General features: G+C 71.5%; 21 protein-coding genes. 12 read left to right on the top strand and 9 right to left on the bottom strand.

Annotated features, from left to right (window positions below; translation table 11 throughout):
* Positions 1–108 precede the first annotated feature (108 nt).
* Positions 109–723 (top strand): hypothetical protein, encoded by a 615-nt coding sequence (locus M1D46_RS13740; protein WP_456285828.1) that lies wholly within the window; start codon positions 109–111, stop codon positions 721–723.
* Between the two features lie 4 nt (positions 724–727).
* Here the strand turns inward: M1D46_RS13740 and M1D46_RS13735 are convergent, their stop codons facing one another.
* Complete coding sequence (locus M1D46_RS13735) at positions 728–991, bottom strand: helix-turn-helix domain-containing protein (protein ID WP_271172792.1); 264 nt, start codon at positions 989–991, stop codon at positions 728–730.
* A gap of 98 nt (positions 992–1,089) precedes the next feature.
* On the opposite strand from M1D46_RS13735, the gene M1D46_RS13730 reads away from it, so the two are divergent.
* From M1D46_RS13730 to M1D46_RS13720, 3 genes are read left to right on the top strand one after another with little or no spacing between them, the layout of a single operon-like run.
* Positions 1,090–1,746 carry an SAF domain-containing protein gene (locus M1D46_RS13730; RefSeq protein WP_456285827.1) on the top strand — a complete coding sequence of 219 codons (657 nt, stop codon included), beginning with the start codon at positions 1,090–1,092 and terminating at the stop codon, positions 1,744–1,746.
* Positions 1,743–3,041, top strand: coding sequence for an AAA family ATPase (locus M1D46_RS13725; protein ID WP_456285826.1), 1,299 nt, complete (start codon positions 1,743–1,745; stop codon positions 3,039–3,041). The genes M1D46_RS13730 and M1D46_RS13725 overlap by 4 nt, the downstream gene beginning before the upstream one ends.
* 9 nt (positions 3,042–3,050) lie before the next feature.
* Positions 3,051–4,544, top strand: coding sequence for a sensor histidine kinase (locus M1D46_RS13720; protein ID WP_271172789.1), 1,494 nt, complete (start codon positions 3,051–3,053; stop codon positions 4,542–4,544).
* Positions 4,545–4,601: 57 nt separating this feature from the next.
* Here M1D46_RS13720 and M1D46_RS13715 read toward each other — a convergent pair whose 3' ends face one another.
* Positions 4,602–4,850 (bottom strand): WhiB family transcriptional regulator, encoded by a 249-nt coding sequence (locus tag M1D46_RS13715; RefSeq protein ID WP_271172788.1) that lies wholly within the window; start codon positions 4,848–4,850, stop codon positions 4,602–4,604.
* A 222-nt stretch (positions 4,851–5,072) separates the two neighbouring features.
* On the opposite strand from M1D46_RS13715, the gene M1D46_RS13710 reads away from it, so the two are divergent.
* Positions 5,073–5,468 carry a histidine kinase gene (locus tag M1D46_RS13710; RefSeq protein WP_271172787.1) on the top strand — a complete coding sequence of 132 codons (396 nt, stop codon included), beginning with the start codon at positions 5,073–5,075 and terminating at the stop codon, positions 5,466–5,468.
* Here the strand turns inward: M1D46_RS13710 and M1D46_RS13705 are convergent.
* Genes M1D46_RS13705 through M1D46_RS13695 form a run of 3 tightly spaced genes read right to left on the bottom strand, consistent with a single transcriptional unit; the run spans position 5,444 to position 6,929 of the window.
* Entirely contained in the window at positions 5,444–6,199 is a 756-nt protein-coding gene (locus M1D46_RS13705; RefSeq protein ID WP_456285825.1) for an EI24 domain-containing protein, read from the bottom strand. The genes M1D46_RS13710 and M1D46_RS13705 overlap by 25 nt on opposite strands.
* Before the next feature lie 34 nt (positions 6,200–6,233).
* Positions 6,234–6,443: a helix-turn-helix domain-containing protein gene (locus M1D46_RS13700; RefSeq protein WP_271172785.1), complete on the bottom strand. Its 210-nt coding sequence runs from the start codon at positions 6,441–6,443 to the stop codon at positions 6,234–6,236.
* The gene (locus M1D46_RS13695) at positions 6,444–6,929 is read right to left on the bottom strand and encodes a DUF2975 domain-containing protein (protein WP_456285824.1); all 486 of its coding nucleotides are present in this window, start codon (positions 6,927–6,929) and stop codon (positions 6,444–6,446) included.
* A gap of 180 nt (positions 6,930–7,109) precedes the next feature.
* Between M1D46_RS13695 and M1D46_RS13690 the strand changes: the two genes are divergently transcribed.
* From M1D46_RS13690 to M1D46_RS13665, 6 genes are all read left to right on the top strand, one after another.
* On the top strand, positions 7,110–9,635 hold the full coding sequence (locus tag M1D46_RS13690) for an ATP-dependent Clp protease ATP-binding subunit (RefSeq protein ID WP_456285823.1): 2,526 nt from the start codon (positions 7,110–7,112) through the stop codon (positions 9,633–9,635).
* Between the two features lie 223 nt (positions 9,636–9,858).
* Positions 9,859–10,935 (top strand): 3-deoxy-7-phosphoheptulonate synthase, encoded by a 1,077-nt coding sequence (locus M1D46_RS13685; RefSeq protein WP_456285822.1) that lies wholly within the window; start codon positions 9,859–9,861, stop codon positions 10,933–10,935.
* Positions 10,936–10,944: 9 nt separating this feature from the next.
* A complete protein-coding gene (locus tag M1D46_RS13680; protein ID WP_271172781.1) occupies positions 10,945–11,892 on the top strand; it encodes a nucleoside hydrolase in 948 nt (315 codons plus the stop codon).
* A 279-nt stretch (positions 11,893–12,171) separates the two neighbouring features.
* Positions 12,172–13,173: an ABC transporter permease gene (locus M1D46_RS13675; RefSeq protein ID WP_456285821.1), complete on the top strand. Its 1,002-nt coding sequence runs from the start codon at positions 12,172–12,174 to the stop codon at positions 13,171–13,173.
* Between the two features lie 10 nt (positions 13,174–13,183).
* On the top strand, positions 13,184–14,149 hold the full coding sequence (locus tag M1D46_RS13670; RefSeq protein ID WP_271172779.1) for a carbohydrate ABC transporter permease: 966 nt from the start codon (positions 13,184–13,186) through the stop codon (positions 14,147–14,149).
* A 28-nt stretch (positions 14,150–14,177) separates the two neighbouring features.
* Positions 14,178–15,941, top strand: coding sequence for a type 2 periplasmic-binding domain-containing protein (locus M1D46_RS13665; protein ID WP_324014308.1), 1,764 nt, complete (start codon positions 14,178–14,180; stop codon positions 15,939–15,941).
* A 71-nt stretch (positions 15,942–16,012) separates the two neighbouring features.
* On the opposite strand, the gene M1D46_RS13660 is transcribed toward M1D46_RS13665, so the two are convergent.
* The 3 genes from M1D46_RS13660 to M1D46_RS13650 form a co-directional block, all read right to left on the bottom strand.
* Positions 16,013–16,615, bottom strand: a complete 603-nt coding sequence (locus M1D46_RS13660) for a DUF624 domain-containing protein (protein ID WP_324014309.1) — start codon at positions 16,613–16,615, stop codon at positions 16,013–16,015.
* A gap of 97 nt (positions 16,616–16,712) precedes the next feature.
* A complete protein-coding gene (locus M1D46_RS13655) occupies positions 16,713–17,462 on the bottom strand; it encodes a sulfite exporter TauE/SafE family protein (RefSeq protein WP_374727774.1) in 750 nt (249 codons plus the stop codon).
* Positions 17,462–18,481, bottom strand: coding sequence for an NYN domain-containing protein (locus M1D46_RS13650; protein WP_456285820.1), 1,020 nt, complete (start codon positions 18,479–18,481; stop codon positions 17,462–17,464). Before M1D46_RS13650 ends, M1D46_RS13655 begins: the two co-directional genes overlap by 1 nt.
* Before the next feature lie 194 nt (positions 18,482–18,675).
* Here M1D46_RS13650 and M1D46_RS13645 point away from each other — a divergent pair, with 194 nt between their 5' ends.
* Positions 18,676–21,150 (top strand): rhamnogalacturonan lyase, encoded by a 2,475-nt coding sequence (locus M1D46_RS13645; RefSeq protein WP_456285819.1) that lies wholly within the window; start codon positions 18,676–18,678, stop codon positions 21,148–21,150.
* Between the two features lie 60 nt (positions 21,151–21,210).
* On the opposite strand, the gene xylB is transcribed toward M1D46_RS13645, so the two are convergent.
* A complete protein-coding gene (gene xylB, locus M1D46_RS13640) occupies positions 21,211–22,602 on the bottom strand; it encodes a xylulokinase (RefSeq protein WP_456285818.1) in 1,392 nt (463 codons plus the stop codon).
* Positions 22,603–22,610: the final 8 nt, after the last annotated feature.

The following is a 22,610-nucleotide window of genomic DNA, read 5'->3' as shown; positions in this document are numbered from 1 at the left end:
AGAAGGGTTGCCCGAGTGAACCAGCACGCCCGCGCGGCCGGGAACCCCGCATACATGCCTGTGGAGAGCGGATGACGTGGCCGCGCGCTTTCCCCTACGCTCTCGCAGATGCGCTGGGATCGCTTCTTCGAGGACCTGGAGGACCAGCTCGCGGCCGAGTGGGAGGCCGAGCGGGCCGCGCTGGACTCCGAGGCCGAGCGGCTGCGCGTGTCCCGCCTCGCCCTCCGTGAGCGCCTCGTGGCGTTCGCGCAGTCGGCGGCCGCGCCCCTGTCGATCGAGCTGCGCGACGGATCGTCACTGGAGGCATCGGTCACCTCGGTCGGGGCGGACTGGATGGCCGTTCGCCCGCTCCGCGCGCACGGCGCGGTGGAGAGCGCGGTGCTCGTGCCGCTCCCGGCCATCCGCTCGATCGGCGCGGCGCAGGGCGAGCTCCTGCGCAGCGCGCGCCCGACCGAGCCCGAGAGCCGCCTCGCGCAGCGGGTCACCTTCGGGTTCGCTCTGCGCGACCTCGCGCGGCGCAGGGCCGCCGTGGCGATCGGCGTCGTGTCGGGGCGCGCGCTGTCGGGCACGATCGACCGCGTCGGCGCCGATCACCTCGACCTGGCGCTGCACGACCCCGATTCGCCCCGCCGCTCCGCCGCGGTCACGGCGTTCCGCATCGTGTCGTTCGAGGCCGTCGCCTGGGTGCGCGTGGCGGCCGCGGTCGGCGTCGTCGCGCCGTGAGCCGTCAGGGGCGCCGACGGCCCCAGAGCTCGGGGAAGCTCGCCTCGTTCGACTCCCGCCACAGGGCCATCCGCCGCGTCTCCTCGTGCTGGTCCTCGAGGTACTCGTCGACGCTGAGTTGCTCGATGCGCCAGCGCGCGGGCGAGCCGAGTCGCGCGCCGCGGAGTCGTCCGGCGTGGACGAGCTCGACGACCTCGTCCGCCTCGATGCCCAGCAGCTCGGCGACCTGAGCGGGCGCGAGGTAGCGCACGTCGGAGTTGTCGGGCATGGCCCCATTATGGGCAGGGGCGGGTCTCCGGGGACCCGGACGCGCCATCCTGTGGATAACTTTCTCAGGCGTCGCGCCGATTCGGACAGCATGGGCTCATGACCACGACGACCCCGGTCCGCGACGTCGCCGCCCTTGCCCCCGTTCCGCGTCGCCGGCGCGTGTTCTGGGGCGACGCGCGGTTCTTCATCGGCCTCGCCCTCATCGTCGCGTCGATCGCCGGGGTCTGGTGGGTCGTGTCGGCTGCCCGGCAGACCGCGCCCGTGCTCGCCGCCGAGACGACGATCGTCCCGGGGGAGGCGGTGACCGCGGGCGATCTCGCGGTCGTCGACGTCGCCCTGGGCGGCGCGGAGGACGCCTATCTCGCGCCCCACGAGCTCGCGGAGGGGTACGTCGCGACGCGCACGATCGAGGCCGGCGAGCTCGTCCCCTCGTCGGCCGTGACGCCGGCCGACGAGGCGGCGGTCACGACGGTCGTCGTCGAGAGCGCCGTCGACGTGCCGTCGTCGGTCGGGGAGGGCACGGCGGTCGAGCTCTGGGCGGCGCCCCTCCTCGAGCAGGGGGTCTACGACGAGCCGCGCATCCTCGTGGCGGACGCGACGGTCGCCGCCGTGCTCCGCGACGACGCCGTGATGGGCGCGGCAGGAGCGTCCATCGAGCTCGTGATCGACCGGGCGCGCGTCGCCGACGTGCTCGCGGCGGTGTCCTCGGGCACCGCGCTCTCGGCCGTCCCGCAGTCCGGAGCCGGATCGTGAACGTCGTCGTGGCGCTCGACGAGCCGCGCGGGTCGGCCCTCGCGGAGGCCCTCGAGGACGAGGGCCTCTCGGTCATCGCCACCTGGCCGTCCGAGACGATCGCCCGCTCGCTCGGCGATCCGACGGCCGAGGCCTGGGACGTCCTGCGCTCCGCCGAGGCGCTCGTCCTGCCGGCGTCCCGCGCGGCGCTCACGCACGGCGTGGTGGGCGCCTGCGACCGGCACGGCGTCCGCATCGTCCCGCTGGGCGAACGCGCGGGCGAGGTGCGCCTCGCGCGCGCGTTCGGCCTCGCCGATCCGCTGCCCCTCGCGGTGGAGGGCTGGCGCGTGGCCGAGGCCATCCGGAGCGGATCCCTGGCGGTGCGCGCCGTCGGCGGGGAGCGCGGGCGGGTGGTGGCCGTGTGGGGCGCGCACGGCGCGCCGGGGCGGACGACGGTTGCCATCGAGCTCGCCGTCGAGACCGCGCGCACGCGCGGCCACGTCGCGCTGGTCGACGCGGACACGCACGCGCCCTCGGTCGCCATCGCCCTCGGGCTCGCCGACGAGGGGCCCGGGTTCGCGGCCGCCTGCCGTCAGGCGGAGCTCGGCGGGCTCGACGCCGCGGAGCTCACGCGCCTGAGCCTGCCCGTGGGCGGCGCCGACGGCATCGTCGACGTCCTGCCCGGGCTGAACCGGGCAGCACGGTGGCCCGAGCTGTCGGAGCGGCGCGTGGCGTCGGCTCTCGAGGCGTGCCGCGGATGGGCCGACGTCACGGTCGTCGACACGGCGGCGTCGCTCGAGTCCGACGAGGAGATCATGAGCGACCTCGACGGGCCGCGCCGCAACGCCGCGACGCTCGCGGCCCTCTCGTCGGCAGACGTCGTGGTCGCGGTCGCCGCGGCGGACCCGATCGGGATCGCGCGGTTCCTCCGCGGATACGCGGAGCTGCGCGCGATCGTCGGCGCGACCCCGGTCGTCGTCGCCGTCAACCGCCTGCGCACGGGCCCGCTCGGCATCGACGCCCGCGGCCAGGTCCGGCGCACGCTCGAGCGATTCGGCGGGGTCGACGACGTGTCGTTCCTGCCGCTCGATCCTCGCGCGGCCGACGCCGCCCTCCTCGCGGCGCGCCCCGTCGGAGAGGTCATGCCGCGCTCGGCCCTGGCTCAGGCCGTCCGCCGTCTCGTCGCGCGCGTCGACGGACGCCGCGGCGACGAGGAGGCGGCGCTCATCCCGCTCGGGCGGGAGCGGGGTCGCCGCATCGCGCGCCCGGCGCGGCGAGCGCGCGGACGCGGGGAGGACGGCGTGCGGTCGGCATAGACTCGACGCGTGTCGACCCTCAGCGATCTCGTCTCCGCCCAGGGCCGTTCGAGCGAATCGGATATCGAATGGCTGCACCGTCTCGCCGGCGACGGGCAGCTGCTCGCCGATCTGGCCTCGGCGGACATCGTCTTCTGGGTGCCCACGTCGGACGACTCCTACATCGCGGTCGCGCACACGCGCCCGGGCGGCGCCGCGACGCTCTTCTATCGCGACATCGTCGGAGGACGCGTCCGACCGCAGTGGCAGGCGCAGGTCCGCGAGGCGTTCCAGACCGCGCAGATCGTCGACTCGTCCTCGCCAGAGTGGTTCGAGGAGACGCCCACACGCGTGCGCGCCGTGCCGATCGCGATCCGGGAGGACGACGGCCTCCGCGCGATCGGCGTGCTCACGCGCCACACCAACCTCGGCGACGTGCGCACGCCGTCGCGCCAGCAGATCACCTTCAACGACTGCGCCGACGATCTCTTCCGGATGATCGCGACCGGCGACTTCCCCGACCTCTCGGCGCCGACCGGGCCGCGCAGGGGCGCTCCGCGCGCCGCCGACGGGCTCATCCGCCTCGACGTCGACGGCATCGTCACGTTCGCGAGCCCGAACGCCCTGTCGGCGTTCAACCGCATCGGCTTCGCGGAGGAGCTCGAGGGCGAGAACCTCGCCGACGTGACGAGCCAGATCCTGCCGGCGTCTCATGACACCGACGAGCGCCTGCCGATCCTCGTCTCGGGCCGTGCGCCATGGCGCAGCGACATCGAGGCGCGCGGCGTGACCGTGTCGCTGCGCGCGATCCCGCTCAAGGACCACGGCCACCGCACGGGCGCGATCGTCCTGTGCCGCGACGTGAGCGAGCTGCGCAGCCAGGAGCAGGAGCTCATCACGAAGGACGCGACGATCCGCGAGATCCACCACCGCGTCAAGAACAACCTCCAGACGGTCGCCTCGCTGCTGCGGATCCAGGCACGGCGCACGACCTCGGAGGAGGCGCGCGAGTCGCTGCTTCAGGCCATGCAGCGGGTCGCCGCGATCGCCGTCGTGCACGACACGCTGTCGGAGGGGCTCGCGCAGAACGTCGACTTCGACGAGGTGTTCGCGCGCGTGCTGCGCCTCGTCGCGGAGGTGGCGGCCGCGCAGAACACGGTCGCGCACACACGCACGAAGGGCCGATTCGGAACGCTCCCCAGCGAGTACGCGACGCCGCTCGCGCTCGCGCTCACCGAGGTCGTCACGAACGCGGTGGAGCACGGGCTCGCGGGGCGCGAGGGCGAGGTCGAGATCGTCGCCGACCGCGACGACACCCGCCTCGAGGTGCGCGTGCGCGACACCGGCAGCGGTCTGCCCGACGGCCAGGTCGGCCGCGGCCTCGGCACGCAGATCGTCCGCACGCTCATCCAGGGAGAGCTCTCCGGGACGATCGACTGGTCGACGATCGACGCGCCGGACACGGCTTTCCACGGCGGGACCGAGGTCACGATCGCGGTTCCCCTGAGGTGGATCCGCAGCTGACCCGGACATGAAGAAGCCCCGCCGAGGCGGGGCTTCTTCAGATGACGGTGCCTCAGGTCAGCTGGCGCGACGGGCACGAGCGGCGCGGCGCTTGAGCGCGCGGCGCTCGTCCTCGCTGAGCCCGCCCCAGACGCCCGAGTCCTGGCCGGTCTCGAGGGCGTACTGCAGGCAGATCTCGGTGACCGTGCAGCGAGCGCAGACGGACTTCGCCTTCTCGATCTGGTCGATCGCGGGGCCGGTGTTCCCGACGGGGAAGAACAGCTCGGGGTCGACGGTGAGGCAGGCGGCCTTGTCGCGCCAGTCCATAGGAATGCTCCTTGCGGGGTGGGGTTTCTCAGGGAAAGCACAGCGTGGCAAAACGGGTGGATTACGCTGGATGTGCGACGGACCTGTGCAGGTTCCGCCCCACCACGCTGTGGGAAACACACCGTTAACAATTGTCATACACGCGAGGTTCTCGGGCAAGGGTTTTTTCTGTCCGTTCCCTGATCGTGCGTGCGGTGTGAGGCACGGGGAGCGAGGAGAGCCATGGCCACCAGCGCGACCGCACGGACGGCTGCCGTGCTCGTCGGACTCGAGGCGGTGGGCGTGCTCGCCCTCGCCGGCTGGCAGGTGCTCGCCCTCGGCTCGGCGGATGTCGCCTCGATGCCCAGCGCGATCGCCCTCCTCCTGCTCACGCTCGTCGGCGCCCTCGCCGTGGGCGCCTTCGCGCGCGGCATCGCACGGGGCCTGTCCTGGGGACGATCCGGCGCGATCGTCGTGCAGCTGCTCATCATCGCGGTCGCGATCGGCGCCGCGACGGGGGAGTACGCGCACGTCGCCGTCGCGGTCGGCCTCGCGGTCCCGGCCGCGATCGTGCTCGCCGTCCTGCTCTTCGCCGCCCGCGATGCCGGGCGGGCTCAGCCCCGCGCGCTCGACGACTGAGCGGAGCGCCGCTCGAGGAGCGTGTGCGCGAGGAGCGTGCTGCCGGCGACGGCGGCCGGCATCGCGACGATCGCGCCCAGGGGCACGAGCAGGCACACGTGCGTCGCCATCCCGAATCCCGCGACCCGTGCGCGGGAGCCGCGCCGCAGGGCCCGTCGCTCCTGCGCCCCGATGCCTCGCGCAGACAGCGCACGGGCCGTGAGCTCGTCGGAGAGCACCCAGCCGGAGAGCGCGGCTCCGACGACGGCGGCGAGCGGTGCGCCGACCACCGGGACGAACCCGAGCGCGACGCTCGCGACGGCGATCGCGAGCCCGCGGGCGATGAGCGACGCGCTGTCTGCGACCGATCGCCAGAAGCCGTACGCGCTCTCGGGAACGGAGCCCGTGCGCGCGGCCTCGACCGAGCGCCAGACCCGGTCGTAGAAGGGCTCGCCCACGAGCAGGGTGAGGGCGGTGAACGTCGTCACCGCCAGCACGAGTCCACCCGCGAGCACGGCGGCGCCGATGAGCACGCGCACGAGGATGGTCCAGATCGCGGCCCAGTCCTCCGCCCAGGGGGTGAGGCCCTCGGCGATCGCGGGAAGGAGCGCTCCGAGGGTGATGAGCGCGGCTGCCATCGCCGCGCCGACGATCGCGGCGGGGATGAGCGCGGCCGCCATCACGCGCGGATCTCGCCGCCACCAGCCGAACCCCTCCAGCAGCGTGCGCACGCCCGCCCAGAACTCGCTCATGCGTCCATGAAAGCAAACGCCGTGCGCCGCGGGCTCACTCCTCGGGCTCCCAGCGGAGCAGATCGCCCGGCTGGCACTCGAGCGCCTCGCACAGCGCGTCGAGCGTGGCGAAGCGGACGGCCTTGGCGCGTCCGTTCTTGAGCACGGCGAGGTTGGTGGGGGTGATGCCGATCCGCTCGGCGAGCGCGCCGACGGACATCTTCCGGCGGGCGAGCATGACGTCGATGTCCACGATGATCGGCACTCAGATCACCTCGCCGAGCTCGTCCCGCAGGGCCTGCGCCTCGTGCTCGCGCGCGATCGCCTGCCGCAGCAGCGCCTTCATGACGACGACGAGCAGCGCCATCCCCCCGAGGACGAGCGACGCACCGCAGACGAGGCCGACGAGACCCGGGGCCGCGCTGCCCGGGGCGAGGAGGATCGCGAGCGCGAAGGCGAGCAGGGCGGCCGCGGCGATCGCCCCGATGATGACGTCGACGTAGCGGAAGGACGACTCCGAGAAGATCGAGCCGCGCCGGACCCTGGTGAGGAGCTGCCACACGCACACCCCGAAGACCTGCATCGTCGCGACGCCGAGCCCGAGGATGACGACGAAGGCGGCCCGCGATGCGGTCTCCACGCCCTCGAGGTCGACCCAGATCAGCGGGAGGAGGAACGCCTGCACGACGACCGAGCCCGCAAGGGCAAGGGCGATGACGACGCGCAGGATGAGGATCGTCGCTCTGCTCACGGTCGCTCCGTTCGTTGAATCACAGCGGAAATCTATCGATAGTCGTTCGATTATGCAAGTCGCTCGACAGATTCTCGCGGGCGGGAATAGCGCGCACGGGATCGCGTTGATCTTGATAGACTCCGACTCAAGTTCCATACTTGATAGGGAACGACGCAACTTTCAAGGAGATGCCGGGACATGCCCGAGAACAACTTCCCCCAGGATGGGCCGAGCTCGTTCGACGAGTTCCTCGCGCGCTATCTGCAGGGCGAGCGTGCTCGCGCGAGCCGCTCGATCGATCTCAGCCGCTTCCTCAGCTCGCGCACGCAGGAGCTCCTGCAGCGGGCGGGGCGCTACGCCCTCGGTCGCGGGCAGCTCGAGCTCGACGCGCTGCACGTCCTCCACGTGCTCGTCGGCGACCCGACCGTCGCCGACGCGATCTCGCGCGTCGGCGGAGACCCCGAGGCGATCGCACGGGAGGCCGAGGAGCGCCTTCCGCGCGAGGGTGCCTCGGCCCACGTCGACGCCGCCGCGGTGACGGCGGCCGTGCAGCGGGCGCTGTTCCACGCGTTCCAGGTCGCGCGCTCGTCTGGCTCGACCTATGTGGACCCCGAGCACCTCTTCTTCGCCCTCGTGCTCGCACAGGACACGCCCGCCGGGCAGATCCTCGCACGCTCGGGCGTGACCGCGGAGGCCCTCACCCAGGGCGCGCGCGAGAGCGTGGACCCGCAGGCCGCGCCCGAGCAGGGCGCAGGGCGGACCGCGGGCGGATCGATGCTCGAGAAGTACGGCACCGACCTCACGGCGCTCGCGCGGGACGGCGAGCTCGACCCCGTCATCGGCCGCGCCGACGAGATCGAGCAGACGATCGAGATCCTCTCGCGCCGGACGAAGAACAACCCCGTGCTCGTGGGCGAGGCCGGCGTCGGCAAGACCGCCGTCGTCGAGGGCCTCGCGTCCGCCATCGTCGCGGGAGCCGTTCCGGAGCAGCTGCGGAACCGCCGCGTCGTCGCACTCGACCTCCCCGCGATGCTCGCGGGCACGCGCTACCGCGGCGACTTCGAGGAGCGCCTGACGAAGACGATGGAGGAGGTCGCCGCGCAGAAGGGCGAGCTCATCCTCTTCATCGAGGAGATCCACACCCTCGTGGGCGCCGGCGGCGGGGGAGAGGGAGCCATGGACGCGGGCAACATCCTCAAGCCGCGTCTCGCTCGCGGAGACCTGCACCTCGTCGGCGCGACGACGCTCTCCGAGTACCGCAAGATCGAGAAGGACGCCGCGCTCGAGCGCCGCTTCCAGCCCGTGCGGGTCGGCGAGCCGTCGCCCGCGGACGCGATCGCGATCCTCGAGGGGCTCCGCCCGGCGTACGAGGAGCACCACCGTGTCACCTACACCGACGACGCGCTGCGGGCGGCCGTCGAGCTGAGCGACCGCTATCTGTCCGACCGCGTGCTGCCGGACAAGGCGATCGACCTCATCGACCAGGCCGGCGCCCGCGTGCGGCTGCGTCTGGGCGCTCCCGTCGACACGCAGGAGCTCGTCGCGCGTCTCGCCGAGCTCGAGGCGGAGAAGAACGCCGCGGTGTCGGCCGAGCACTACGAGGAGGCCTCCCGCATCCGCGACGAGATCGCGACCGTGCAGGCGCGCCTCGCCGACGCCACCTCGGCCGACGGAGCCGGGCGCGCGATCGTCGACGAGCCCGAGATCGCGGCCGTCATCAGCCGCGCCACCGGGATCCCCGTGAACCGCCTCACCGAGAGCGAGCGCGAGCGTCTCGCCGGTCTCGAGGAGGAGCTGCACGCCCGCGTGATCGGCCAGGACGATGCGGTGACGGCGGTCGCCAAGGCCGTCCGCCGCAGTCGCACGGGCATGGGCGACGCCCGCCGCCCGGTCGGGTCGTTCCTCTTCCTCGGGCCGACCGGCGTCGGGAAGACCGAGCTGGCGAAGGCGCTCGCGGCGAGCCTGTTCGACGACGAGAGCGCCGTGGTGCGCTTCGACATGAGCGAGTTCGGCGAGCGGCACACCGTCTCGCGCCTCGTCGGGGCCCCTCCGGGATACGTCGGATACGACGAGGCCGGTCAGCTCACGGAGCGCGTGCGGCGCAACCCGTACTCGATCGTGCTCTTCGACGAGATCGAGAAGGCGCACCCCGACGTGTTCAACCTGCTCCTGCAGGTGCTCGACGACGGGCGGCTCACCGACGGGCAGGGGCGCACCGTCGACTTCCGCAACACGGTCGTCGTGATGACCTCGAACCTCGGCTCGGAGTTCCTGACCTCGCGCTCGGGCGCGATCGGCTTCTCGGCCGCGGGGCGCGAGTTCGACGAGAAGGATCTGCGCGACCGCGTGATGGGGCGGCTGCGCGAGTCGATGCGCCCCGAGTTCCTCAACCGCATCGACGAGATCGTGCTCTTCCGCAAGCTCGACGAGCAGCAGCTCGCGCAGATCGTGCACCTGCTGCTGGGGGCGACCCGCGCGCGGCTGGCCGCGCGCGATATCGCCCTCGAAGCGACCGATGCCGCGGTGGCGTGGCTCGCCCGCAACGGCTACGAGCCCGAGTTCGGCGCTCGACCGCTGCGCCGTCTCATCCAGCGCGAGGTGGACGACCGCATCGCGGATCTGCTCGTGACGGGGGAGCTCGCGGACGGCGGCTCGGTCACGGTCGATGCGATCGACGACGGTCTCGTCGTCCGTGCGGAGCGGATGGCCCCGGCAGCCGCGTGAGAGATCGGAGGGCGGACGGGGCGACCCGCCCGCCCTCCGTGCACTAGAGTGGCGGCATGACAACCCGTTGGTATGCGTATGACGAGTCGGCTCCGGAGGGGCCGTCGCGGATGTAGCGTGCCGACACCTCCAGAGCCGACAGGGCAGAGCGATCGCTCTGCCCTTCGCCGTATCGGCGGGCTCTGCGCAAGAGGGTCCGCCCCGACCAGGGACAGGACCTGCCATGGACACCATCGAGGCCGCATCCGACATCCACGTCGCCTCGTTCACGACCCTCCCGAGCCCCGCTGAGATCGCCGCAGAGCTGCCCGGCGCCGACAGCGCCCCCTTCGTCGGCGCCGCGCGCGAGGCCGTCCGCTCGGTGATGACCGGAGACGATCCCCGCCTGCTCGTCGTCGTCGGCCCGTGCTCGATCCACGACCCGGCCGCGGGGCTCGACTACGCCGCGCGGCTCGCGGAGGAGGCCCGACGCCACGACGAGGATCTCCTCGTCGTCATGCGGACCTACTTCGAGAAGCCCCGCACGACGGTCGGCTGGAAGGGCCTCATCAACGATCCGCACCTCGACGGAAGCCATGACATCGCGACCGGACTGCGTCTCGCCCGCCGCTTCCTCCGCGACGTCACGGCGCTCGGTCTGCCCTGCGCGACCGAGTTCCTCGAGCCGATCAGCCCGCAGTACATCGCCGACCTCGTCACGTGGGGAGCGATCGGCGCGCGCACGACCGAGAGTCAGATCCACCGACAGCTCGCCTCCGGCCTGTCCATGCCGATCGGGTTCAAGAACGGGATGGACGGCGGCATCCAGGTCGCGATCGACGCGGCCCGGGCGGCGGCCGCGCCGCAGGCATTCCTCGGAATCGGCGCGGACGGCCGCGCGAGTCTCGTCGCGACGACCGGCAACCCCGACACCTCGGTGATCCTGCGCGGAGGGGCGGACGGCCCGAACCACGGCCCCGAGCACGTGCAGGCCGCGGCCTCGCGTCTCGCAGCTGCCGGTCTCGCGCCGCGTCTCGTCGTCGACGCGAGCCACGGGAACAGCGGGAAGGACCACGTGCGGCAGTTCGCGGTGGCCGGCGAGATCGCCGAGCAGGTCGCCGCGGGCGGCGCGATCGCGGGTGTCATGCTCGAGAGCAATCTCGTCGCGGGCGCGCAGCCGCTGGATGTCGCCCGCGGACCCGCCGGGCTCGTCTTCGGTCAGAGCGTCACGGACGCATGCCTGTCCTGGGAGACCACGGTCGACGCGCTCGGCCTGCTGGCGGCAGCCGCACGCGCGAGGCGGGGCGGACGTGCCGGGTAGGCTCGAGCGGTGACGACCAAGATCGTGCTCGACGTCGACACCGGCATCGACGACGCCCTGGCCATCCTCACGGCGTGCCGGGCGCCCGAGATCGAGCTGCTCGCGTGCACGGCGACCTGGGGCAACATCGATGTCGCGCAGGCCGCGCGGAACACTGCGTACGTGCTCGACATCGCGGGGCGCTCCGACGTCCCGGTCGCCGCGGGGGCCGCCGGTCCGTATGACGGGACGGCGCCGGAGTTCTCGACGACGGTCCACGGTGCCGATGGGCAGGGCGGCAGGGCGGACCTCGATTTCGCGCCGGTCCTCGCGCGCGAGAGCGCGGTCGATCTGCTGCTGCGGCTCAGCCGCGAGCACGCGCACGAGCTCGAGATCGTCGCGGTCGGGCCGCTCACGAACCTCGCGCTCGCCCTGGACGCGGATCCCGATCTTCCGTCCCGCGTGCGCGCCGTGACGATCATGGGCGGCGCGTCGTTCGTCCCCGGCAACGTCACCCCGGGGGCCGAGGCGAACATCTGGCACGATCCCGAGGCGGCCCAGCGCGTGTTCGACGCCGCGTGGCCCGTCACCATGGTGGGCCTCGACGTCACGATGCGCACGCTCCTCACCGAGGAGCATCGCGCGCGCCTCGCCGCGGGCGGCCGCGCCGGGCGCTACGCGGCAGACATCCTCGACCACTACTTCGGGTACTACGCGCAGGTGACCGGCGAGCGCACCTCGGCGAACCACGACGCGCTCGCGGTCGCGGTCGGGTGCGGGCTCGTGTCGACCGTCGTCGCGCCCGTCGTGCACGTCGAGGTCGACACGACGCACGGTCCGAGCCGCGGTCGCACGGTGGCCGATCTGCGCGGCATGTGGCGCGGATGGCCCGAGGTCGACGGCGCGCGCCATCGGGTCGTGCTCGAGGTCGAGCCGGGCTTCGAGGACCGGATGGTGGATCTCATCGCGAGCGCCTGACCAGCCGCTCCGCGGCCCGCCCCGCCCCCTCGGACGGGTTTCGCGGAGCGCTTCGACAACTGACGGTCGATCGGGCCAGGGCGGCGATGTCGCCTCGCGCCGCGAATCCCGCGTGATTCCGGGCTTGATCGCGCCTATCGTGTGCGCTCGCCACATTTCCCCTTGACGCCCGCGACGTCTCTGCGTAGCTTTATCGAAGCGATTCGACTGATCCTCGGAAGAGGGCACGTCGCGGGTCACACGAAGGAGTGAGATGAGCCGGTGCAGAGGAGGCGCGCGATGAGCGTGCTCACGGAGGTCGGAAGCGCGGCTCCGGAGACCGCGTCTCTCGCCGCAGGTGCCGGCGTGCCGCGCGGGCGGTCGCGGGCACGGCGGCGCGGTCGGCGCACGTCGTTCGGGATGTTCCTGTGCATCGTGCCGTTCATGGTGCTGATCTTCCTGTTCTCGTACTTCCCGCTGTACGGGTGGATCTACTCCCTGTACGACTACCGGCCGGCGCTCGGGCTCGCCGGGAGCGAGTTCGTCGGCCTGCAGTGGTTCGAGCTCATGTTCAACTCGCCCGCGCAGATCGCGCAGATCGGGCAGGTGCTCACCAACACGCTCGCGATGAGCTTCCTCGGGATCGCGACCTCGGTCCTCCCCGTCGCGTTCGCGATCTTCCTCAACGAGATCAAGGCGCCGTGGTTCCGCAACTCCGTGCAGACGCTCACGACCATGCCGAACTTCATCTCGTGGGTGCTCGTGTACATGATCGCGTTCTCCCTGTTCTCGAGCACGGGGCTCGTGAACGACGTCCTCGTCGACTCCGGCCTCATCACGGCGCCCATGAAGTTCCTCGACTCGGGCGGCGAGGGCGTCTGGATCACGATGACGCTCTGGAGTCTCTGGAAGGGACTCGGATGGGGCGCGATCATCTACCTCGCGGCCATCGCGGGCATCGACCCCTCCCTCTACGAGTCCGCCAAGCTCGACGGCGCCGGCCGCTTCCAGACGATGTGGCACATCACGGTGCCGCAGCTCATGCCGACCTACATCGTCCTGCTCATGCTCTCGATCGCGAACCTGCTCAACAACGGCATGGAGCAGTACTTCGTGTTCCAGAACGCCTTCAACAAGGAGCACATCGAGGTGCTCGACCTGTACGTCTACAACATCGGCCTGACCGGCAACAACCTGTCGATGGCGACCGCCGTCGGCATGCTCAAGAGCCTGATCTCCGTGGTCCTGCTCTTCACCGTCAACGCCATCGCCAAGCGCACGCGCGGCTCGTCGATCATCTGAGGCAGCGAACATGACCGTCACCGAGACATCCGCACTCGTCGCGCCCGGCCTCGCGCCCGATCGACGCGCGCCCCGCACCGGCAGCAGGTCGGCCGGCGACCTCGCGTTCCACATCCTGAACTACGCGATGTTCACGGTGCTCGCGATCCTCTGCGCGTACCCCTTCTACTACCTCATCATCAACTCGGTCAGTGCGAACGACGCCTCGGCTCTGGGCGATGTGCGGCTCTTCCCCGTCGGGTTCCACCTGGAGAACTACGCCGAGATCTTCCAGCTCAAGGGACTCGCGACCTCCGCGGCGGTCACCGTCGCGCGCACGGTCCTCGGCACGGCGGCGACCGTGCTCGCGTCGGCCTTCCTCGGCTTCATGTTCACGCAGGAGCGGATGTGGGGCCGCAGCTTCTGGTACCGGTTCACGGTCGTGACGATGTACTTCAGCGCGGGACTCATCCCGGTCTTCATCATCGTCAAGGCGCTGGGGCTCACGAACAACTTCTGGGTCTACGTCCTGCCGTTCGTCGTCCAGCCGTTCAACATCATCCTCGTCAAGACCTACGTCGAGTCGATGCCGCGCTCGCTGCAGGAGGCGGCGGAGGTCGACGGCGCGAACATCCTGCAGGTGTTCTTCCGGGTCTACCTCCAGAACATGACCCCGATCCTCGCGACCGTCGCCATCTTCTCCGCCGTCGCCCAGTGGAACATGTTCCAGGACACCCTGATCTACATCACCGACCAGAGCCTGTACACGCTGCAGTACCAGCTGTACATGTTCCTCAATCAGGCGTCGTCGCTCGCCCAGGCGGCGCAGAACGCGGGCGGCGACCTCAGCGCGATCGCGGGTGCCGCGACGACGCAGACGGCGACCTCGATCCGCATGACCATCTCGGTGATCGTCGTGCTCCCGATCATCTTCATCTACCCGCTCTTCCAGCGGTTCTTCGTCAAGGGCATCATGCTCGGCGCCGTCAAGGGCTGACGGCCGGGCTCAGAGGAAAGGACAGGCAATGAAGCTCACCAGACTGGCCGCGGGAGTCGCGGTCGGATCCCTCGCGGTCGCGTCGCTCGCGGGCTGCTCCCTCATCACGGGCGAGCAGCCGTCCGATGCGCAGGACTCGGGCAGCGGGAGCTTCCCCGAGGCCTGGGAGGAGACGATCACGATCGACGTCTTCGACGGCCTCGCGAACTACATGGGCGTGCAGAGCGGATGGTTCGCGAAGATCGTCAAGGACAAGTTCAACATGGAGCTCAACATCATCGCCCCCAACGTCGCGGGCGGAGGCGACACGCTCTACAACACCCGCGTCTCGGCGGGCGATCTCGGCGACCTCATCATCACGGACAAGGGGGAGAAGCTCGACGAGCTCATCGAGGGCGGGCTCGTGCTCGACGCGGGCGGGTACTACGACCGGATGGAGCACGCGCCCCGGTTCGACGCCGCGGTCGACAAGCTCAACGAGGGCAAGGACGGCGTCTACGCCTTCCCGACGAGCGTCTCCTCGATCCCTCCGACAGAGTCGTCGGAGGGGCTCGAGCCGACCTTCGGCCCCTACGTCCGGTGGGACTACTACGCGGAGCTCGGCTACCCCGAGGTCGGCACGCTCGAGGACCTCCTCCCGATCCTCGCCGACATGCAGGCCGCGCATCCGACCGCCGAGAACGGCCAGCCCGTCTACGGGCTGTCCCTCTTCAAGGACTGGGACGGCAACTTCATGAACAACGCCAAGCAGCCGGCGACGTTCTACGGGTACGACGAGATGGGCTTCGCGCTGGCGAAGGCCGACGGGTCCGACTACCAGAGCATCATCGACGACGACTCCGCGTACGTGCGCTCGCTGCGCTTCTTCCACGAGGCCAACGAGCTCGGCCTGGTCGACCCCGAGTCGACCACGCAGAACTACGACACGATGTTCACGAAGTACCAGAACGGGCAGGTGCTGTTCTCGTTCTGGCCGTGGCTCGGCCAGTCGGCCTTCAACACGCCGGAGAACACCGCCGAGGGCAAGGGCTTCGGCATGGTGAACATGCAGGACCAGCAGATCTTCTCGTACGGCGCCGAGATCTACGGCGGCAAGCAGGTGCTCGCGATCGGCGCGGACGCGGAGGATCCGGAGCGCATCGCGGCCTTCATCGACTGGCTCTACTCGACAGAGGGCGCGTACGTGAACGGCAGCCAGACGGGCGCCGCGGCCGGACCGCAGGGCCTGACCTGGGAGGTCGGGGCGGACGGCGAGCCCGAGCTCACCGAGTTCGGCATGGAGGCGCTCCTGACCGGGGAGGCCGCTGTTCCGGAGGAATGGGGCGGCGGCACCTACCGAGACGGCGTGTCGGCGCTCAACGTCACGGTCGTGCTCCCCGCCGACGTCGACCCGGACACCGGCTTCCCGTACAGCTACACGTTCTGGCCGAGCTTCCAGGAGACCCAGTCGAACCCGTTCACCGAGGACTGGTCGTCGCACATGGACGGCGCGACCTCCACGATGGACTTCCTCGAGACGCACGACCAGATCCTCGTCGCCCCCGGCGGCGGGTACACGTCGCCCCCCGACACGTCGGAGATCGAGACGCTCCGCAACCAGATCAAGGCGCAGATCGTGCAGTACTCATGGCAGATGGTCTTCGCCCGCGACGACGCGGAGTTCGACGCCCTGCTCGACGACCTGCAGACCACGGTCGAGGGGCTCGGCTACGACAAGGTGCTCGCCTTCGACATGGAGAAGGCCGAGGCGCAGAACGACGCGCGCGTCGCGGTGGCCGAGCAGTTCGGCTGACCGTCTCGCGCCGGAGGGGCCGGTCCCGCGCATGGCGCGGGACCGGCCCCTCCGGCGCTGGGCGAGGGCGCTCAGTCGTGCCGTGCGAAGGCGCTGCGGAACGCGAAGGCCGCTGCGTAGGCGCCTACGGAGAACCCGATGGTGAGCAGGATGATCCAGAACGGCGGGAGCACGAAGGCCAGGCTCGCGCAGCCCGCGGGGAGCGCGAGGAGGAGGAGGGTGCGCGCCGGCTCCGCCGCCGGGAGGAGGAGCGCGCTGCGCAGGGTCTGGCGCAGGGGCTGCGCATAGCGCGCCACGAGCGCGCAGCCGTAGAGGAAGGCCGCGAAGAGCCACACGGCGCCGAGGAACGAGAGCATGCCCGCGACCGAGCCGAGCACGCTGCCGAGGGCCATCCAGAACACGCCGCTGAAGACCAGCGCAGCGGTCGGGACGCCGAAGACGAGGAGCACGACCGTGCCGCGGGCGGCGTCGCGTGCGAGCGCCGGGAAGAAGTCCGCGAGGGGGCGGCCCTGCTCGTCGTCCGAGTACCGCATCGCGACCTCGAAGAGAGCGGAGGTCGCGGCGCCGATCGTCACGACGGGAAGGCAGGCCACGAGGTACGCGACGTTGAGCCCGACGAACGTGAGGAACGTCGAGAGGCCGCTCAGGGCCCTGCCTTCGGGGTCGAGCTTCATCGCGGATCGGCCTCTCCTCGGGGGCGGCGGCCCCGGCGAACTCCTCGTCGGATTCTAGCCGGAAACCGGCGAAGCGCTTCGATTCTCCGCCGCGGCCTCAGACGAGCAGGTACACCGCGCCCGCGATCGTCAGGGCGATGACGAGCCGATCGAACACGCGCTGGTCCATCCGCGACGCGACGCGGCGGCCGACGAGAGCTCCGACGATGACGGCCGGCACGAGGACGAGGTCGAGCAGGAGCGAGCCGGGCGTGATGATGCCGAGCCCGACGGAGAACGGCAGCTTCGCGATGTTCACGATCGCGAAGAACCAGGCGGATGTGCCGAGGAACGCCTTCACGGGGAACTTCGCCGCGAGGAAGTACATCGACATCACGGGGCCCGCCGCGTTCGCCACCATGGTCGTGAATCCGCCGAGCGCGCCGTAGGTCGCCGCGGCGACCGCGCCCGACCGCGCTCCCGGCTCGGCCTCAGACCGGGCCTGGAGCCATCGGCGCCACAGCGTCACGGCGACGACGAGCAGCAGGAGGACGCCGATGACGCGCCGCACCCAGGCGTCGTCGGCGAGGGCGAGGAACGCCCAGCCTGCGACGAGACCGAGCACGACCGCGGGCGCCATCCGGACGATGACCTTCCAGTCCGCGTGCCGCCGGTACGACAGCAGCGCGAACATGTCGCCCACGATGAGGAGGATGAGCAGGGCTCCGGTCGACTCCTTGGCGGGCAGGACCGCGGCGAACAGGGCGACCGAGAGCGTCGCGCCGCCCGGCACGGCGGTCTTGGACAGGCCGACGACGAGCGCGCCGATCGCGAGCGCCGCCCAGACGATCGGGGAGAGGTCGGCGATCACGCCTTGAGCCGCACGAGGCGCTCGTGGCCCGTCTCCTCGAGCTCCGCGAGGTCCTCGCGCGACTTGAGGAAGTCGGAGAACGAGCGGTATCCGAGGGCCTTCTCGCTGAACGAGGGGTCCATGCGGCGGATGTGCTGCTTCACGGCCGAGCTGTGCAGCCATCCCGCGTCATCGCCCTTGCCCTGGCCGACGCGCAGCGCCCGCTCCAGCAGGCGCGACGCGGCCGCGTGCAGGTCCTCCGGCGGCGTCTCGTCGAAGGCGAGGAACGTCTCCGGCTCCTCGGCGGGCTTGGACTTCGACGCCCGGCGCGTGCGCGGCTTCGCCTTCGGCTCGGCGTCATCCTTCGCCTCGGCTCCGGCGGCCTTCGTCGCGTCCTTCGCGCCCTCCGCCTTGTCGGCGGCCTCGCCCCTGTCATCGGTCTTCGCCCTGGCGGCGGGCTTCGCGGGCAGCTGCACGCCGGGGAGCGAGTCGTAGGGCTCGAACTCGTCGCACGCCGCGGCGAGGGACTTCGCGGTGGAGCCCGCGACGCCCACGCCGACGACGTAGCGGCCGAGGCGCCGGCAGCGCTGCGCGAGCGGCACGTAGTCGGAGTCGCCCGCGACGATCACGACGTGCGTGAGGTCGGGGAGGCGGAACATGTCCTCGACGGCGTCGACCGCGAGGCGGATGTCCGCGCCGTTCTTCGCGTACGCGGCGGCGGGGAAGAGCTGCACGAGGTCGACCGCGCGCGCGACGAGCTGCTGGCGGTAGATGGCGTTCACGGGCGACGACCAGTCGGCGTAGGCGCGTGTGAGCACGAGCGTTCCGTACGACGCCGAGTAGTCGATGACCGCGCCCACGTCGACCATTGCGCGGGACAGCCGGTCGGCGATCTCGGGATCCTGCGGGTTCTCGGCGATCCGTGCGCGGTCTCGGCTGTAGGAGTTGCGCCCGTGGACCCGGTCGTACCACGACATCACGATGTTGTCGAAGTCGAGGTAGACGGCGACCCGGCCGTCATCGTGGGTCTCGGGCACGGCGGCTCCTCAGATGGCGCGGATGGGACTCCTCCGAGCGTAGCCGCGTCGGCTGTGGGTCGCGCCGGGTGCCCATCACCCGGGTGGTGAGGGGTTGTCGGATGGCGCGCACGCCGCTACGGTCTGATGTGCGGAAAGCGTTTTCTCCCAATCTGAAACGTTTCACGTCCATCGACGACGATGAGGAGTCCGACATGACCCGACCATCCGCCCGCTGGGCCGCGCGCGCCGGCGTCGGCGCGCTGGCCGCAGCGCTGGTCGCCGCGATGCCCGGCATCGCGGCGCACGCCGACGATCGAGAGCCGCCCGTGCCGCAGCTCGAGCGGCTCGACCGCGGCCTCGTCGCCGCGCGCACCGACGACGGCGTCTTCCTCAGCTGGCGCCTCCTCGCCGAGGAGACCTCGGGCGCAGGAGAGGCGGGGATGACCGGACCGGATTTCGCCGTCTACCGCGACGGCGAGCGGATCGCGACGGTGACGGACAGCACGAACCTCCTCGATCCCGAGGGCACGGCGTCCTCCGCCTACCGCGTGGCTCCCATCGTGAACGGCGTCGAGCTCGAGGCGAGCGACAGCACCGCACCGTGGAACGGCGCCTCCGCGACGCTGCCGCTGCAGAAGCCGGCTGACGGCGTGACGCCCGCGGGCGAGGCGTACACCTACTCGGCGAACGACATGTCGGTGGGGGACATGGACGGCGACGGCGATTACGAGTACGTCGTGAAGTGGTATCCGTCGAACGCCAAGGATGTCTCGCAGGTCGGCTACACGGGGAACACGTACATCGACACCTACGAGGCCGATGGCACCCTGCTGCACCGCATCGACCTCGGCGTGAACATCCGCTCGGGTGCGCACTACACGCAGTTCATGGTCTACGACTTCGACGGCGACGGCCGCTCCGAGATCATGATGAAGACCGCGCCGGGCACGAGCGTGACCGCGCAGGGGCAGACGGCCTACGTCACGATCCCGGCCGATGACGCGGCCGCCGGCGTGACGGACGCGGACGACTACCGGATGTCGGCGGCGGACTACCGCGCGCACCTCGTGGAGGTGTTCCGCGGATGGAGCGAGCGCGACGAGGTCGTGTCCGGTCAGTGGCCCGCGACGCTCGAGGAGGCCTTCGGGATCGAACCGCGCTACGACTACCCCCTCTCGGAGGCCGACGCGACCGCGCTCGTCGACCACTTCATCGACGTCTATGCGCCGTCGCGGTCCGCGCGGAACCAGCTGCGGAAGTTCGAGGGCTTCGTGCTGACGGGCCCCGAGTACCTCACGGTGTTCGACGGGCTGACCGGCGCCGAGCTCGAGACGGTGGACTACAAGTCGGCCCGTGGCGACGACGGCCTGCTCTGGGGCGACTATGCCATGGCGCGGATCGAGCCGGGCAACCGCAACGACCGCTTCCTCGCGGGTGTCGCGTACCTCGACGGCGCGCACCCCTCCGCGATCTTCGCCCGCGGCTACTACACGCGCTCCACGCTCGTCGCCTACGACTGGGACGGCGAGAGCCTCTCGGAGCGCTGGTACGTCGACAGCGGGCACGCGCCCATGGCCAACCCGTTCAACGCCTCGCCGCACGGCGTGGACGGCACGGACCCCGAGTTCGGCACGCTCACGACCCAGGGATTCCACTCGCTCTCGGCGGCCGACGTCGACGGCGACGGCAGGCAGGAGATCGTGTACGGGTCGGCGACGATCGACGATGACGGGTCGCTGCTCTACAGCTCGTTCGCCGAGATGCCCGAGGGAAGCGCCGCGCCAGGGACGACGGCGCGGCTCGGGCACGGCGACGCGATGCACGTGACCGACATCCTCCCCGAGCGCAGCGGCCTCGAAATCTTCACGGTGCACGAGGGCGGCGTCTGGGCACCCTACGGATGGGCGCTCCGCGACGCCGCGACCGGCGAGGTGCTCGAGGGGGAGTACTCCGGTCGCGACACGGGACGCGGCATGGTCGGCGACGTCGATCCCGACCAGCCAGGGCTCGAGTTCTGGGCGTCGATGCCGCCCGGTTCCGGCACGCCGGTCGAGGGGCTGGGCACCAACCAGTCCATCCGCTGGGCGGCCGACATGACGACGCAGATCGTCGAGGGCTATGGCGACGAGGACGTGCGGATCGTCGACGGCTCGGGCGAGGTGCTTCTCGAGGCCGAGGGGACGCGCTCGAACAACGGCACGAAGGGCAACCCCGCCCTCGTCGCCGACGTCTTCGGCGACTGGCGCGAGGAGCTCCTCGTGCGCTCGGCGGACAGCTCCGAGATCCGGATCCACCTCTCCACCGAGGTGACGGACCGCAAGCTCACCACCCTCATGCACGAGCCCCAGTACCGTGCGGAGGTGGCGCGGCAGAACACGGCGTACAACCAGCCGAGCTACACGGGCTACCGCCTCGCCTCCGACATCGACTGGGGCGACGTGCCCGTCTACACGAGCGAGGTCGTCGCGCCGGCGCCGATCTTCGTCGACGAGGCGGGCCGAGGCCGCGACGGCTACGAGATCCCCGATGCGCACGGCGTCGCGTACTACGTCGACGGCGCCGAGGTCGCGCCCGGCTTCCATCGCGCGAAGGGCTCCGTCGAGATCGTCGCGGTGCCCGACGCGTGGTTCGCCCTCGCTCCCGAGGTCGAGTCGACGTGGGAGTTCGCGTTCCGCGCCGGTCGCTGATCCCGAATGAGGAGGGCCGCCGCCGGCGACTGCCGGCGGCGGCCCTCCTCTGCGTCCGGGTCAGCGGCGCGCGGCGTACTGCTCGCGGATGACCGGTCGCGTGTCGACGGGGAGGGTCGCGGCGATCTGCAGCGGCCACTCCGGGCGCGTGCCGGTGAGCGCCCACGCGGCCTGGGCCGCCGCGCCGAGCGCGACGTACTCTCCCGGCTCGGGCACGACGACGGGAGCATCGAAGACCTGCGCCGCGATCGCCTGGACGGCCGCGCTCTGCGCCGCTCCGCCCACGAGGAGCACGCGCTCGGCGGCGACGCCGTGGGCGCGGATCGCGTCGAGACCCTCCGCGAGCCCGCACAGCACGCCCTCGATCGCGGCCCTGGCGAGGTTCTCGCGGGTCGTCGAGGCGAGGGTCATGCCGAAGAGCGTCGCTGTCGCATCGGGCAGGTTGGGAGTGCGCTCGCCCTCGAACCAGGGCTGCAGCACGAGCCCGCCTGCTCCCGGCTCGGCGGCGAGGGCGAGCCGCGCGAGCTCAGCGTGGTCTGCGCCGAGAAGAGCCGCGGTCGCGTCGAGCACGCGCGCCGCGTTCAGGGTCGTGACGATCGGCAGGAAGCCGCCTGCGGCATCCGCGAACCCGGCGACCGCTCCCGTCCGGTCCTGCACCGCGACATCCGTCACGGCGAACACGGTGCCGCTCGTGCCGATCGAGATCCCGATGTCGCCCGCACGGGCATCGAGGCCGAGCGCCGCGCCCGCGTTGTCGCCGGCACCGGGCGCCACGACGAACCCGGGGCCGTCGACGTGCTCGGCGGGGGCGAGGACGCGGGGGAGCACGATCGCGTCGGCGTCGCGGCGCAGAGCGCGTGCGAGCAGGTCGCGGTCGTAGACGTCGCGCGACGGGTCGAAGTAGGCCGTCCCGCTCGCGTCGGAGCGATCGGTCACGAGCTCCTCGAGCACAGGGCCGCGCTCGCCGTCGGGTCCGAAGCCGCGCAGGCGCCAGGTGAGCCAGTCGTGCGGAAGCGCGACGGCCGCGACGCGCGCGGCGTTCTCCGGCTCATGGTCCGCCAGCCACCGCAGCTTCGTCGCGGTGAAGGAGGCCACGGGGACGAGCCCCGCGCGCTCCGCGAAGGCCTCGGCGCCGACCTCCGCGGTGAGCGCGGCCGCGGCATCGGCCGAGCGCGTGTCGTTCCAGAGGAGGGCGGGGCGGATGACCTCGCCGCGCGCGTCGAGCGCGACCATGCCGTGCTGCTGCCCCGCGATCGACACCGCGTCGACGTCGGAGAGCCCGCCGGCGTCGGCGATCGCCGACTGCAGCGCGTCCCACCAGCGCCGGGGGTCGACCTCGGAGCCGTCGGGGTGCGATGCGCGGCCCGTGCGCGCGATCTCGCCGGTGGCGAGATCGCGCACGACGACCTTGCAGCTCTGCGTGGACGAGTCGATGCCCGCGACGAGAGTCATCCGCGCCG

It is taken from the genome of Microbacterium sp. JZ70 (assembly GCF_053903225.1).
The sequence above is the reverse complement of the archived record's forward strand: the minus strand, read 5'-3'. Positions and strand labels throughout refer to the sequence as shown.